A 13988-nucleotide genomic window follows, 5' to 3' on the forward strand; every position below is an offset into this window, starting at 1 on the left:
GGTTCAGGCGTCTTCCAGCCGGACGTCGGCGGGTGTCTTGTCGTCCCGCAGTCCGCGCCACGCCGGGTGTCGCAAGCGCCCGGCGTCGGTGCGTTCCCGATATCGCACCTCCCCCACGACGCTCGGCGCCACCCACACGGTGTCCCGGTCGACGTCGGGTACGTCACCGGCGAACGGGCTGGTGTCACGTTCGAGAGGGACCAGCAGCTCCGACAGCCGCTCCAGCTCCCGCTCGGTGAACCCGGTGCCGACCCTCCCGATGTAGCGCAATCCGGCGTCCTCGGGGACCCCCAAGAGCAGTGACCCTATGCCGGCGCCGCGAGCACCGCGGCCGCGCCGCCATCCACCGATCACCGCCTCCTGCGTGAGCCAGTTCTTCGTCTTGATCCAGGCCGAACCCCGCCGACCCGGTAGATAGATCGAGTCTCGGCGCTTCGCCACGACACCCTCGAGATCCCTGCTCGCTTCGACCACGTCCGCCACGTCGCCGGTCAGTTGCGGGGGCACCTCGAGGCCGGTGGTGGCCGCGGCCAGTGCCTCGAGGATCCGTCGGCGGTCGTCGTAGCGCTTGCGGAGCAACGAGACCCCGTCGAGGTACAGCACGTCGAACGCCCGGAACTGCGGCGCGCCGCCGGCTTGCAGAGCGGGAAAGCTGGCCCGTCCGCGGGCGTCCAGGCTCACCACTTCACCGTCGAGCACCACCCGATGACCGTCGAGCGTCGCGGCGAGCTCCTGCAACGCCGGATAGCGATCCGTCACGTCGTTGCCCGCGCGTCCGCGCAATCGCACTGTCTCGCCGTCGAATTCGACGATCAGGCGAATGCCGTCCCACTTGCCCTCGAACGCCCACTGCTCGGGGTCCAGCCCGTCGAGGGTGCCTGCGGTGGCGAGCATCGGGGCGAGCCCCCGCGGCACCTCGGACGCAGCGGCGTCGTCCTTCATCAGGTGCATCAGCCACTGGTCGCCGTCGGTACGGATAAGGGCATACCGCCCCTGGGCTCGCTGCCCGAACAATCGCACGATCACCTCGTCGTCGCGCCACTTCTCGAGTTCGTACGTTCCCGCGTCCCAGATGCTCACGGTCCCGCCGCCGTACTCGCCCTGGGGGATCGAGCCCGCGAAACTCGCATACTCGAGCGGGTGGTCCTCGGTGTGGACGGCGAGTCGGTTCTCCTTCGCCGATGTGGGTAGTCCGCGCGGGACGGCCCACGAGACCATCACGCCGTCGCGTTCGAGCCGGAAGTCGTAGTGCAGTCTGCGGGCGTGGTGCTCCTGGATCACGAACGAATTGCCCTCGCCGCCTTCGGCCGCGGTCTGCGGTATCGGCTCGGGTGTGCGGTCGGCGTCCCGCTTTCTGCGGTACTCGGTGAGTGCATCCATCCGCGGGTCGAGCTCGGCGATGAGGTCCCCGTCCCGCCGGTATCGGTCGAGCACCTCGTCGAACCTCAGATGCCGCAGCCCGGGATCCTCGAGTTCGTCCCACGTCCGGGGCGCCGCGACCGTGGGCTCGGCGCGCCCGCGCAGGGAGTACGGCGCGATGGTGGTCTTGGCCGCGTTGTTCTGGCTCCAGTCCACGAAGACACGGCCCGCCCGCACCGATTTCGCCATGGTCGCCGTCACCAGATCGGGATGCAACTGTTCGAGGCTGTCCGCGACCTTCCTCGCCACGGTCGACGCCCCGCCGGGCGCCAACGTACGGTCCAGCGGCACGTAGACGTGGATTCCCTTGCTACCGCTCGTGACCGGGAACGCCGTCCACCCCAGTGTCGCCACGATGTCGCGCACCGCGGCGGCCACCCGCGCGCATTCCGGAAGGCCGACCCCCTCGCCGGGATCGAGATCGAACACCAGACGTGTCGCCGGCCCCGGCTCACCGTCGACGAACCGCCACTGCGGTACGTGCACTTCGAGAGCGGCCTGCTGGCCGACCCACACCAGGGCGGCGGTGGAGTCGATCACGGGGTAGCGCACGGTCCGGTCCTTGTGGTGGACGGCGTAGCGCGTCAGCCAGTCCGGCGCGGACGCCGCGAGGTTCTTCTCGAAGAACGACGGCTCGTCCACCCCGTTGGGCCAGCGCTTGCGGGTGACCGGCCGATCCGCAACATGCGGCAGCATCGCGGGCGCGATCGCGGCGTAGTAGTCGATCACCTCGCCCTTCGTCACCGCCGGCCCGGTCCCGGAGGCCGGATAGAGCACCTTGTCGAGGCGGCTCACCGCCACCCGACGCCCGTCGATGGTGCGCGTCGGCATCTCTCACCTCCCGTCGCAGATACGCACATTGTGCGCCCGCGGGCACCCGTCTTGTCGCATTCCGGGCACGAAGGCATGATGGCTGCGGTGTTGACCCCTCGACGACGCTCCGCGGTCCTTGCCGCGATCTGTCTCGCCGTCGTGCCCGCCACCGCGTGCACCATCGCCGATTCCGCCGACGCGGCAGACACCTCCGCCCCCGCGAACGCCGCATCGTCGTCGGGTACGTGCGGCCCCGGCGGCGGGCTGACCTGGGCGCCCGGTGTTCTCACGATCGCGACGGACGAGCCCGCGTACGCGCCGTGGATCGTCGACAACGATCCGGCCAACGGTCTGGGCTACGAGGGCGCCGTCGCGCGTGCGGTGTCGGAACGGCTCGGGTACGCCCCCGAACAGTTGCGCTTCACCCGGGTGGGGTTCGAGGAGGCCATGGCCCCGGGCCCCAAGAACTTCGACTTCGACATCAACCAGGTCACGATCGCCGGCGACCGCCGCGACAGCGTCGACTTCTCATCGCCGTACTACGCGGTGGCGCAGTCGGTGATCGCGCTGTCCACCAATCACGCGGCGAAGTCGCGCTCGCTCGCGGATCTGACGGAGCTGAGCCTGGGCGCGCAGAGGAATTCGACGAGCCTGGCCGCGATCGAGGGCACCATCCGACCCCTCCAGGCACCGACGTCGTTCGACACCACCGACGCGGCGAAGGCCGCGCTGCAGTCCGGTGAGGTCGACGCGATCGTCGTGGATCTGCCCACCGGATTCCACATCACCGAGGAGCAGATCCCGGGCAGCGTCATCGTCGGACAGTTCCCCCGCCCCAACGACGTCACCGAGTTCTACGGCGCGGTCCTCGAGAAGGACAGTCCCCTCACCGGGTGCGTGTCCGCCGCCCTGGACGGTCTGTACGACGACGGCACCCTCGACAAGCTGATCGCGCAGTGGCTCACCGACAGTGCCGGCGCGCGGGTGCTGCAGTAGCAGCACCCGCGGCCGGCCCCGCCGATCGGCTCACAGCTCGAGATCGCGACCGATGATCTCCTTCATGATCTCGTTGGATCCGGCCCAGATCTTCGTGACGCGGGCGTCCATCCACGCGCGGGCGACGCGGTACTCACGCATGTATCCGTAACCACCGTGCAACTGCACGCAGTGGTCGAGCACCTCGTTCTGCACCTGCGCCGACCACCACTTGGCCTTGGCCGCGTCGACGGCGCTCAGGCCCGCATCGGAGTGCTCCGCGACCGCGGCGTCGATGTACGACTGCGCCACCTCGATCTTGGTGACCAGCTCTGCCAGCAGGAACTTGTTGTGCTGGAACGAGCCGATCGAGTTGCCGAATGCCTTGCGCTCCTTGGCGTACTCGATGGTCTCGAGCAGGATCTGCTTGGCATGCGCCACGTTGGTGACGGCGGCACCGATCCGTTCCTGCGGCAGCCGCTCCATCATCGAGACGAAGCCGGTTCCGGGCTCGCCCAGCATCGCATCCGCGGGCAGCCGGACGTCGTCGAAGAACAGTTCGGCGGTGTCCGCCTCGGGCTGGCCCACCTTGTCGAGCTTGCGCCCCCGCTCGAAACCGGGCAGTGACGTGTCGACGAGGAAGAGGCTGATGCCCTTGGACCGCTGGGTCGGGTCGGTGCGCGCCGCCACGACCACGACGTCGGCGGTGTAGCCGTTGGTGATGAAGGTCTTGGAGCCGTTCAGAATCCAGTCGGATCCGTCCCGGACGGCGGAGGACTTGAGGTTGGCGAGGTCCGAGCCGGCGGACGGCTCGGTCATGCCGATCGCGGCGACGGCCTCACCCGCGGCCATCCGCGGCAGCCACTGCTGCTTCTGCGCCTCGGACGCGAGATCGACGACGTACGGGGTCACGATGTCGAAGTGGATGCCGAAGCTCGACGCCAGCGCCATGTTGACCGCGGCCAGTTCCTCGGTGGCGACCGCGTTGAACCGGTAGTCGCCGGCCTCGCCGCCGCCGTACGCCTCGGGGATCTCGAGCCCGAGGATGCCCTGCTTGCCGGCCTCGTGCCAGACCTCGCGCGCGATGAGCTTGTTCTCGGCGTACTCGTCCACGTTCGGCACCACATCGCGGGCCAGGAAATCGCGGACGGCCGCACGGAACTCCTCGTGATCGGCCGTGAATACTGATCTCTTCACTTCGCAACCCTTTCCGGCTGAGCACCATCAGCTAAGCGTTCGCTTAGTCTGCGATGAGAGTGTGCGAAAGTCAACGCGGAAAACGTCGACACCGGGTCGGCGAAGCGGGCGGAGGTCGGAACAGATGACATCGCGAGCAGGAACCCGTGCGGGCACGCCGGAAGCCGACCGCCCGGCGGTCGAGGCCGAACAGCGACTGCTCGACGCTGCACGCGACGCCTTCGCCGCGAAGGGCTACCACGGCACGAGTACGCGGGAGATCGCCGCGGGGGCCGGCATGAGTCCCGCCGCGATGTACATCCACTTCCGATCCAAGCAGGACGTGCTCGCGCGGCTGAGTATCGAGGGGCACATCTCCGCCCTCGCCCATCTCAGGGCCGCCGCCGACGCACCCGGATCGCCGACGAAATGCCTTCGCGCAACGGTGTATGCGTTCGCTTACTGGCACGCCGAGAACACCACGACCGCCCGCGTGGTGCAGTACGAGTTGTCGCATCTCGACCCCGACAGCCGCGCCCGGGTCGTGCGGTTGCGGCGCGATATCGTGGCCACGGTGCGCACGATCGTCGCGGACGGCGCGCGACAGGGCGCGTTCGCGGTGGCCGACGTCGACACCACGACACTCGCGGTGCTGTCGCTGTGCATCGACACCGCCCGCTGGTACCCGTCACGCCGCCTCGACACCCCCGAGGCGGTCGGCGCATCGTTGGCCGCGATGGCGGAGCGGATGGTCGGAGCAGATGGCCACAGCGGGCGCCCGAGTCCGCCCACTCCGACCGAGCCCTAAGCGATCGCTCAGGCGCTGGTGACGGAGTACTCGCCAACAGCCCGACCGGTCAGCCGCCATCCCCCGTCGACCGCGGTGAGGTCGACTTCGGTGACGTTCACCGTGTTCACCTGCGGACGCTCGGCGCCCGGGTACCAGGCCTCGACGCGCCCGGTGCCGACGCCGCGGAATCCGTTCGCCGTCACCTCGGTCAGTCCCGGCACGGCCCGCGGGTAAGCCCGGGAGAGCGGCTCCGCGAACCCCTCGACCAGCCCCTGCTCATCGCCCGACGGGCAGTCGATGCGGTTGAGGTTGCCCTGCGGTTGGGCCGTGTTGCCGTCCTTCACCGCGTGGGGGTCACCACACGCCTGGGTCCACGACCACCACGCGCCGCCGATCCGGTGTGTGTTCATCGCATCGACGAACCGGTGGACCTCCCCCGCCTGGTCGTCCGGTTCACCGAACCAGCCCCATTCGCCGGTCCACAGCGGCGCGCCGTACCAGTCGGCTGCCGCAGCGGCGATCCGGAATCCGTCTTCGATCGAGGGGAATTCGCTGCTGACGTTGATCGACTGGCTGTAGAGGTGCGGCGAGAACACGACCAGCGGATCGGCGAGATAGTGCCGCGGCGGCAGCGCGTCGAAGCCGAACGCCGACCACAGCGCGCTGGGCTCGAACATCACCAGGTGCGGGAAGCCGCCCGTCTCCGCCTGCCGGATGGCCGCGATCGCCCGCTGGTAGAAGCGGCCGATCTGATCGGCCGCGGTGAACGGGTCCCGCAGACCGGGGTTCGGTTCGTTGAGCAGGTCGTAGCCCACCACCGCGGGTTCGTTCTTGAACTCTGCGGCCAAGCGCGCCCAGGTCTGTACCAGGTGACCCTGGACGCCCTGTTCGTCGTCGTAGAACGCCTGGAATGCCCTGGCCACGGCCGGCGATGCCTCCCGCTGACCGCCGATGTTGCACGTCGTCCACCCGCCGGTGAGCGTCGCCCATTCGGGTGCCCCGTCCCACCCGATCCCCCGCTGCAGGAGCGGCGGGCAGTCCTGGCCCTCGGGCGTTCCGACGTAGGGCCCCCACGCGTCCTGGTGCATGTCGAGGACGGTGTAGATGCCGTTGTCCTTCGCGTCCTGCACGGCCTCGCGGATCCGGCCGACGTAGGCGGCGTCGAAGGCGCCGGGAGTCGGCTCGAGCGCCGACCACGCGACGTTCAACCGCACCACGTCGAAGCCGAGCGCCGCCATCCCTTCGAAGTCCGTCCGGTCCAGCGGCGCGACCGTCGGCAGCCCGGTCCCGTTGGACGCGTAGTCGTTGAGCCCGTTGACATTCGCGCCGCGCAACAGGACCGTCCGGCCGTCCACGTCCTTGATGGTGCCGTCTTCGACGGTCAGCCGCGGAAGCGTCCAGCCCCCGGCGTCCGGCGGGACCGGGGCGGCTGTCGCGGCCGGCACGGCCTGGAGTGTCAGAGCCGCGAGGGCGACCATCAGCAGTGCGCGCACGAGGAGCCTTCCTGTACAACCGTCCAAGTCAACGAGAGCTTAGGTCGGCGCCCGACGCGGTACGGGTGAATCGTCCAAAGTGCCTTCCACGGGCCGCGTCTCGTCAGTAAGTCACACCAGCTCGCGCTTGAGGATCTTCCCGGTCGCGGTCATCGGCAGGTGCTCGACGAGCCGGACCTCGCGCGGATACTTGTAGCTCGCCATCCGTTCCTTCGACCACGCGATGAGATCCGCGGCGGTGACCTCGGTTCCGGGTGCCGGAATCACGTAGGCCCGCACCTCCTCGCCGTGCCGCTCGTGCGGCACGCCGACGACGGCGGCCAGCGACACCGCGTCGTGCGTCATGAGGACCTCCTCGATCTCACGCGGGTACACGTTGAACCCACCGCGCACGATCATGTCCTTCGCGCGGTCCACGATGTAGTAGAAGCCGTCCGCGTCCCGGCGGGCGAGATCGCCCGTGCGGAACCACCCGTCCCGCATCGCCTCCGCGGTCGCGTCGGGGCGACCGAGGTAGCCCTTCATGACGTTGTGGCCGCGGATGGCGATCTCGCCCACGGCGTCCGCGCCCTCGACGGTGTTCCAGTCCCGGTCGACCAGACGCACCTGAACGCCCCACAGCGGGACGCCGATCGATCCGGCCCTGGGATCCTGCTCCGGATCGCTGAACAGCGCGACCGGTGACGTCTCGGACAGTCCGTAGCCCTCCAGGATGCCGACCCCGAACCGGGACGCGAAACGCTCGAGGATCTCGACGGGCAACGCGGCTCCTCCGGAGATCGCTTTGCGGAGGTTCGCAGCGATCCGCGCGACGTCGACCGAATCGTCGACCGCGCCGAGCAGAGCCCAGTACATCGTCGGCACACCCGCGAACATGGTGATCAACTCCCGTTCCATGATCTCCAGCGCAGCGCCGGCGTCGAAGCGCGGCAACAACACCAGCGTCGCACCCACCGAGAACCCGGCGTTCATGTTGATCGTCTGTCCGAACGAATGGAACAGCGGAAGGGTGAGCAGATGAGTGTCGGGCCGGCTCGGCGTACTGTCGAACAGTCGGTTGGCGGCGATCGCGTTCATCACCATGTTCGAGTGGGTGAGCTCGGCGCCCTTGGGCTGCCCGGTGGTGCCGCTCGTGTAGAGGATCACGGCGGTGTCCGTCGCCTCGCACGGCTCGGCCTCGAACGTGCTCGGCTGCAAGGGAAGAACCTCCGACAGCGACGTGGCCCCGTCCCCGCCGGCGCCGTCGATGACGAACATCGTGCGGCACGACTCCACGGCGTGGAAGCCCTCCCTGCCGTACTCCCCGATCGGCAGCTCCGGCCCGCCCTCGAAGCAGAAGTACGCCGCCGCCCCGCAGTCCTCGAGGTGGTACGCGATCTCCCGCCCCTTCAGCAGGACGTTGAGCGGCACGACCGCTGCGCCTGCCTTGAGGATCCCGTAATAGACGATCGGGAACCACGGCAGGTTGGGGCACGAGATCGCCACTCGGTCCCCCGGCCCGATCCCGGACGCGACGAGGAGGTTCGCGATCTGGTTCGCGAGACCGTCGGTCTCGGCGTAGGTGAACCGGGCATCCCCTAGCACCAGCGCGTCGCGGTCCGGGTACTTGCGGGCCGAGTCTTCCAGGAACATGGACAGATTGAGCATCGAAACGTTCTTCTCTCGGGCGGCGATCGTGACGGTCAGTTGCTCGGCGCGGGCGCGGCGCCGATCGAGGTGAGCAGTTCGTCGAGGAGTTCGCCCGCGCGTGGCCATTCGCCGTAGCCGGAGGCCGGATTGAGGTGCCCCACCTCACCGAGGTCGACGAGCCTGCTGCCCCACGCGTGCGCGAGATCGACCACGGCAGTGAACTCGGCGAGCGGATCGTTACGGCTCGCGGCGACGATGCTCGAGAACGGCAAGGTGCTGCGCGGGACCGGGTTCCAGCCGTTCGCGTCGAGATCCGACAGCGCCGGATAGCCGGCGGGCAGCGGCGTGGAGAAGTCCGGCGGGGTGGCCAGGATCGCGCCCGCGACCGGGCGGCCGTGTCGGGCGGCCCAGTGCACGGTGATCATCACCCCGGCGCTGTGCGCAACCAGCACGACGGGGCCGTCGATGTCGGTCAGGACGGCATCCAGCGCGGCCACGCGTGCGTCCAGGCTGAGCCTGTCGTGCTCGAGCGGCGGGACTATGCGGACGCTGTCCAGTCCTGCCGCCAAGAGGGTCTGCCAGTGATCCTCGACGTGATCACGCAGTCCGGGAACGATCACGACGGTCGGGGAAACGGAGCTGCTCAACGCATGCCCTCCAGGTGAAATCGATGTGGACGGACGGGGCGGGGACACCTGTGGGTGCCCCCGCCCCACCGAGGGGTGCTGTCGCAGACGGGTGACAGCGGGTCAGGCGTGCTGGGTGAAGCCGACCTGGCCGGGCTGACGGTTCGGTGCGTAGCCGAGCTTGGCGAGCGTCTCGTCGGCGTCCTTGTAGGTGGTGCCGATCCTGTAGATGTCGCGGGCCTCCTTGCCGGTAGCCACCTCGCGGCCGAGTTCCTCGGCAAGGCGTACCAGCTGGCGGACCTGCTCGGCGGAGGTGATCTTGACCTCGCCGTTCGGCTCCCACAGGTTGTCCTCGTTACCGCAGCGGGTGTGCAGACCCATCGCCATCGCCATGGTGTTGACCGGGAGCACCGAGCGCATGAGCGTCTCGAGGGTCAGGCAGGCGCCGTCGGGGACCCGGTCGATGAACTGCATCATGTTGTACGGGTTGGGGCCGTCGAAGCCACCGCCGATCGCCACCCACGTCAGGTTCAACGGGCCGGTGTAGACACCGCGGCGGATCAACCGTTCGACCGTCTCGAGCTGCGGGATGGACGAGAGCTGGAAGTGCGGCTGGATGCCGGCGGCCTGCAGACGACGCAGGTGCTCCTCGACCCATTCGGGGCCGGCGGGAACGGTCATCTCGCGGTAGGTCGCGGCGAGGTCGGCATTCTCCAGCGAGGTGCCCTTGATGTCACCCGGCGTCATCAGCTCCATGATGTTCATCTGGCTGGTGTTGATCGCGATCGTGACCTGGTCCGGCTTCGGGTCCAGCTCGGCGAGCATGTGGCGGACGTTGTCCGGCAGCCACTTCGCGTCGGCGCCGTCACCTTCCGGCGCGAACGAGATGGAGCCGCCGACCTGGAGGATCATGTCCGGCACGGCCTCCCGGAGACGACCGAGGAGCTCGTTGAACTTCGACAGCCGCTTGGAGCCCTTGCCGTCCTCCTCGCGGACGTGGATGTGCAGCACGGTCGCGCCGGCCTCGTAGCAGTCGACGGCCTGCTGGACGTGCTCGTCCATCGTCAGCGGCAGGTCCTCGGGGAAGTCCTCCACCGCCCATTCCGGGCCGTACGGCGCGACCGTGATGACGAGCTTGTCCTGGTTCTCGGGGAAGAGTGCATCGTCGTGGAAATGCATTGCGTAACTCCGTTTCTGAATAGGTGTAGGGCTGAAGCAAGACTCAGAAGGGACGGTCTCCGACAATCCCGGCGCGCTCCATCTTCCGAACCGCGGGCCAGTAGTCCTGGACCGCGTAGTGCTGCGTCGAACGGTTGTCCCAGATCGCGACGCTGTTCGGGGTCCAGCGCCAGCGCACCTGATACTCCGGGATCGTGGCCTGGCTCTGCAGGTATCGCAGCAGCTCGCCGGCCCCGGGTGCGTAATCGATTCCGCACCGGACGTTCTCGGCGGTGTGGAAGTTCGTGAGGTGCGTCGTGAAGCTGTTGACGAACAGAATCTTCTCCCCCGTCTCCGGGTGGGTGCGGACCACCGGATGCTCGGCGTCCGGGAAGCGCTCCTTGAGTTCGAGGCGCTGCTGCATCGGCAGTCGCGCGCCGAAGGACGCTTCGATGCTGTGCCGTGCCCGAAGGCCGTCGATCCGTTCCTTGACCTGTTCGGGCAGGCGGTCGTAGGCGAGCGCCATGTTCACCCAGATCGTGTCGCCGCCGACTGCGGGGCCCTCGACACACCGCAGCACGCAACCCATCGGCGGGTCGGTGCGCCACGTCGCGTCGCAGTGGTAGGCGTTCTCGAACGCCTCGGGCGCGCTGTCGAGATCCTTGTAGATCCGCACGAGACCGGGATGGTCGGGATCGCTTCCGACCACAGGGTGGTCCTCGAGTGGGCCGAACCGCTGCGCGAGCGCGACGTGCTCGTCCCTGCTCATGCCCTGGTCGCGGAAGAACAGCACCTTGTGCTCGAGCAGACGTGACTTCAGTTCGGCGAACAGGGCATCGTCGCGGGACACGTCCGCGAGGTCGACACCGTGCACTTCCGCGCCGATGCTGCAGGTCAGGGGTCGTGCATCCATCGGCACGACGGCCGTCCGGCCGTGTTCGAGGCTTTCGACGATGGTCATCACTCTCTCCTGTTCATGCTCGAATGACGGATCAGAACGAGAAGACCGAGGAGCCGATGCTCATGCCCGACTCCAGGTCTCGATGGGCCTGTTCGGCTTCCTCGAGCGCGTAGTGCTGGTTGATCTCGATCGCGATGCGGCCGGCAGCGACGTGCCCGAACAACTCTCCGGCGAGCTCGGCCCGTTCCGCCGGGTCGGCGATGTAGTCGGCGAGCGCCGGCCGGGTCACGAACAGCGAGCCCTTGACCGCGAGCTCCATGGCATTGATCGGCGGGATCGGGCCGGACGCGGTACCGAAAGCAACGAGCAGGCCCCGGCGCGCCAGCGAGTCGATCGACGACTGGTAGGTGGTCTGCCCGATGCTGTCGTAGACGACGGGTACACCCGCCCCGTCGGTGAGCTCGCGGACACGATCCGCGACGTTCTCCCGCGTGTAGACGATCACCTCGCCGCAACCGTGGGCGCGGGCCACTTCGGCCTTCTCGTCGCTGGATACGGTGCCGATGACGTTGACTCCCAATAGCTTCGCCCACTGACAGAAGATCAGCCCGACACCGCCGGCAGCGGCGTGCAGCAGCACGGTGTCGCCCGCCTCCAGCGTCGGACAGATCCGGCGCAGCAGGTACGACGTGGTGAGTCCGCGCATCGTCATCGCCGCCGCAGTCTCGAAGGCGATGCCGTCCGGCAGCGCGATCAGGTGCTCGGCGGGCATGACGCGCTCGGTGCTGTACGCACCGAGCGGGCTGCCGGTGTAGGTGACTCGGTCCCCCTCCGCGAAGCCCTGTACCCCGGCGCCGACCGCCTCGACGACGCCCGCGGCCTCCACACCCATTCCCGCAGGCAGGGGCGCCGGGTACATTCCGGTTCGGAAGTAGGTGTCGGCGAAGTTCAGGCCGACGGCCTCGTGCCGGACTCGCACCTCGCCGGGGCCCGGGTCTCCGACCTCGACGGCCTCCCACTTCAGGACTTCCGGACCGCCGGTCTCGTAGAAGCGGATCGCTTTCGCCATTGTCTTCTCCTTGATCCCGAGCCGACCTCGACAGGTCGACTCGCTTGCGCTGCTGCCGAAACAATTGGCGCGGCATTACTTTTCGACGTTCACCCCTTGCCGATCCGGCGACCCGGCCGAGAGCGGCGAACGAATCGCCGGGGTGAACCCGTGTGACTCAGCTGACACGACACTATCGACTCGTGACGCAAACCACATGCCCTGACGGGACATATTTCTGTCCATTTCGGGACATGCATGGGCGCCGAGAACTATGACTCACGACATAGCTCCGGTCGACGCCGGCCGGTCACGCACTTACCCTTGCGGGACATCACGACCAGCCCGAGGAGAGTGATACGGGTGGCCAAGCCCCTCGCCCGCTACGCCGCTCTGACCGGATACATCGAGGTCAGCCGCATGCTGGGCATCGATCCGGTGCAGCTGCTGCGGACCGTCGGCCTCGATCCGTCGAGCCTCGACCTCCAGGATCGATGGATCCCCGCCGCCTCCGTCGCGCGACTGCTCGAACTGTCGTCGGCGGCCTCGGGCCGTCCCGACTTCGCACTCAAGCTCGCCGAGCACCGCCGGCTGTCCACACTCGGTCCGCTCAGCGTGAGCATCCGCGAGGAACCGGACGCCCGGAGCGCGCTCCGGATGCTGATCCGGTACCAGCACATGTACAACGAGGCGCTGCACATCCGCATGACCGAGCGGGACGGACTGTCCGCGATCCAGGTCAGCATCGAACCCGGCGAGGCGATCCCAGTCCGACAGTCGGTCGAACTCGCGGTGACTGTCGTCCACCAACTGCTCCGCAACCTACTCGGTGAGCACTGGCACCCGGTCTCCGTGTGCTTCGAGCACGGCCGGCCCGCAGACGATTCCACGCATCGCCGAATGTTCGGGACACCGCCGACCTTCGACAGCGACTTCAGCGGCATCGTCACCTATACGGGCGATCTGAACGAGCCGAACCGCCTGTCCGATCCCGGCCTGCGGACCTACGCCAAGCAGTTCCTCGACACGCTTTCCGACCCCGCCGAGCCGACGATCGAGGGGCGCGTCCGCGAGCTCGTCGAGCTACTGCTCCCGACCGGTCGATGCTCCATCGACCAGGTGGCCCGCAGCCTCGGTGTCGACCGGCGCACGGTCCATCGTCATCTCGCGAAATCCGGCCAGACCTTCACCGCCGTCCTCGACACCACCCGCGCCGAACTCGCGAACCGCATGGTGCGCGGGTCCCGCTACTCCTTCACGGAGATCTCCGAGATGCTCGCCTTCTCGACACCGAGCAGCTTCTCGCGCTGGTTCCACCAGCAGTTCGGCGCCAGCCCGCGGGACTGGCGCAAGCAGGCGGCGCCGAACGCCGCCGTCGAAGTCGGTCACCCACGGACGGACATGTCCCGAGATGCACAGAATGACGTCCCGGAGGGGTAATTAATCTCCCACGAGTCGATATAGCGTGATGTGCGCCACCTTCCATCGCGCGCTGTAACGCGCACCACATCCACATTCGACTTTTCGGTGAAACGAGCGCTGCCATGACCACGAGCCCCGAGCCGACACTCACCCCGACGATCGACCGCATGCAGCGAGAGGGAAACTGGAACCCGCTGTGGGGCAGACTCTCCCAGTGGGATCCGGAATGGACCGAACAGTTCATGGCAATGAACGCGACGCCGATTCGACGTGAGGTGTTTCCACCGGAGTTCGTCGAGTTGCTCAGCATCGCGATCGACGCCGCGGCCACACACATGTACGCCCCCGGCGTTCGCCGGCACATCCGCGCGGCGCTCGAACTCGGCGTCACCCGCGAGCAGATTCTCACCGTGCTCCAAATGGTCAGCGTCCTCGGGATCCACGCCTGCAACCTCGGCGTGCCGATCCTCGAGGAGGAGCTGACCGCGTTCGAAGCCCGTTCCTAGGGCATCCCCGCCGCGACATCGATCCCCGAACC

At 68.1% G+C, this 13988-nt stretch carries 12 protein-coding genes; 4 read left to right on the forward strand and 8 right to left on the reverse strand.

Annotation, left to right across the window (positions count from 1 at the left end; genetic code table 11):
* Window positions 1-3: 3 nt before the first annotated feature.
* A complete protein-coding gene (locus tag ABEU20_RS11795) occupies window positions 4-2250 on the reverse strand; it encodes an ATP-dependent DNA ligase (RefSeq protein WP_420164613.1) in 2247 nt (748 codons plus the stop codon).
* Between the two features lie 78 nt (window positions 2251-2328).
* On the opposite strand from ABEU20_RS11795, the gene ABEU20_RS11800 reads away from it, so the two are divergent.
* Window positions 2329-3228: an ABC transporter substrate-binding protein gene (locus ABEU20_RS11800; RefSeq protein WP_420164614.1), complete on the forward strand. Its 900-nt coding sequence runs from the start codon at window positions 2329-2331 to the stop codon at window positions 3226-3228.
* 30 nt (window positions 3229-3258) lie between these two features.
* Here the strand turns inward: ABEU20_RS11800 and ABEU20_RS11805 are convergent, their stop codons facing one another.
* Window positions 3259-4404: an acyl-CoA dehydrogenase family protein gene (locus tag ABEU20_RS11805; protein WP_420164615.1), complete on the reverse strand. Its 1146-nt coding sequence runs from the start codon at window positions 4402-4404 to the stop codon at window positions 3259-3261.
* Window positions 4405-4528: 124 nt separating this feature from the next.
* Between ABEU20_RS11805 and ABEU20_RS11810 the strand changes: the two genes are divergently transcribed.
* Entirely contained in the window at window positions 4529-5191 is a 663-nt protein-coding gene (locus ABEU20_RS11810) for a TetR/AcrR family transcriptional regulator (protein WP_420164616.1), read from the forward strand.
* An 8-nt stretch (window positions 5192-5199) separates the two neighbouring features.
* On the opposite strand, the gene ABEU20_RS11815 is transcribed toward ABEU20_RS11810, so the two are convergent.
* The 6 genes from ABEU20_RS11815 to ABEU20_RS11840 all read right to left on the reverse strand — a co-directional run bounded on the left by ABEU20_RS11815 (window position 5200) and on the right by ABEU20_RS11840 (window position 12049).
* The gene (locus ABEU20_RS11815) at window positions 5200-6666 is read right to left on the reverse strand and encodes a glycoside hydrolase family 5 protein (RefSeq protein ID WP_420164617.1); all 1467 of its coding nucleotides are present in this window, start codon (window positions 6664-6666) and stop codon (window positions 5200-5202) included.
* Window positions 6667-6777: 111 nt separating this feature from the next.
* Window positions 6778-8313, reverse strand: coding sequence for a long-chain-fatty-acid--CoA ligase (locus ABEU20_RS11820; RefSeq protein ID WP_420164618.1), 1536 nt, complete (start codon window positions 8311-8313; stop codon window positions 6778-6780).
* Between the two features lie 35 nt (window positions 8314-8348).
* Window positions 8349-8942, reverse strand: coding sequence for an RBBP9/YdeN family alpha/beta hydrolase (locus tag ABEU20_RS11825; protein ID WP_420164619.1), 594 nt, complete (start codon window positions 8940-8942; stop codon window positions 8349-8351).
* Between the two features lie 102 nt (window positions 8943-9044).
* Window positions 9045-10100: a BKACE family enzyme gene (locus ABEU20_RS11830; RefSeq protein ID WP_420164620.1), complete on the reverse strand. Its 1056-nt coding sequence runs from the start codon at window positions 10098-10100 to the stop codon at window positions 9045-9047.
* 43 nt (window positions 10101-10143) lie between these two features.
* Window positions 10144-11040: a TauD/TfdA dioxygenase family protein gene (locus tag ABEU20_RS11835; RefSeq protein ID WP_420164621.1), complete on the reverse strand. Its 897-nt coding sequence runs from the start codon at window positions 11038-11040 to the stop codon at window positions 10144-10146.
* Between the two features lie 31 nt (window positions 11041-11071).
* Window positions 11072-12049 carry a quinone oxidoreductase family protein gene (locus ABEU20_RS11840; RefSeq protein WP_420164622.1) on the reverse strand — a complete coding sequence of 326 codons (978 nt, stop codon included), beginning with the start codon at window positions 12047-12049 and terminating at the stop codon, window positions 11072-11074.
* Between the two features lie 342 nt (window positions 12050-12391).
* On the opposite strand from ABEU20_RS11840, the gene ABEU20_RS11845 reads away from it, so the two are divergent.
* On the forward strand, window positions 12392-13468 hold the full coding sequence (locus ABEU20_RS11845; protein WP_420164623.1) for an AraC family transcriptional regulator: 1077 nt from the start codon (window positions 12392-12394) through the stop codon (window positions 13466-13468).
* Window positions 13469-13572: 104 nt separating this feature from the next.
* On the forward strand, window positions 13573-13956 hold the full coding sequence (locus ABEU20_RS11850; protein WP_420164624.1) for a carboxymuconolactone decarboxylase family protein: 384 nt from the start codon (window positions 13573-13575) through the stop codon (window positions 13954-13956).
* Window positions 13957-13988 lie beyond the last annotated feature (32 nt).

It is taken from the genome of Rhodococcus parequi (assembly GCF_046042785.1).
Taxonomy (GTDB): Bacteria; Actinomycetota; Actinomycetes; order Mycobacteriales; family Mycobacteriaceae; genus Prescottella; species Prescottella parequi.

Bases quoted from the DNA above. Each gene is read 5' to 3' on its own strand.
- ABEU20_RS11795 (WP_420164613.1), bottom strand. From the start codon at position 2,250: ATGCCGACGCGCACCATCGACGGGCGTCGGGTGGCGGTGAGCCGCCTC.
- ABEU20_RS11800 (WP_420164614.1), top strand. From the start codon at position 2,329: ATGGCTGCGGTGTTGACCCCTCGACGACGCTCCGCGGTCCTTGCCGCG.
- ABEU20_RS11810 (WP_420164616.1), top strand. From the start codon at position 4,529: ATGACATCGCGAGCAGGAACCCGTGCGGGCACGCCGGAAGCCGACCGC.
- ABEU20_RS11820 (WP_420164618.1), bottom strand. From the start codon at position 8,313: ATGCTCAATCTGTCCATGTTCCTGGAAGACTCGGCCCGCAAGTACCCG.
- ABEU20_RS11830 (WP_420164620.1), bottom strand. From the start codon at position 10,100: ATGCATTTCCACGACGATGCACTCTTCCCCGAGAACCAGGACAAGCTC.
- ABEU20_RS11835 (WP_420164621.1), bottom strand. From the start codon at position 11,040: ATGACCATCGTCGAAAGCCTCGAACACGGCCGGACGGCCGTCGTGCCG.
- ABEU20_RS11840 (WP_420164622.1), bottom strand. From the start codon at position 12,049: ATGGCGAAAGCGATCCGCTTCTACGAGACCGGCGGTCCGGAAGTCCTG.
- ABEU20_RS11850 (WP_420164624.1), top strand. From the start codon at position 13,573: ATGACCACGAGCCCCGAGCCGACACTCACCCCGACGATCGACCGCATG.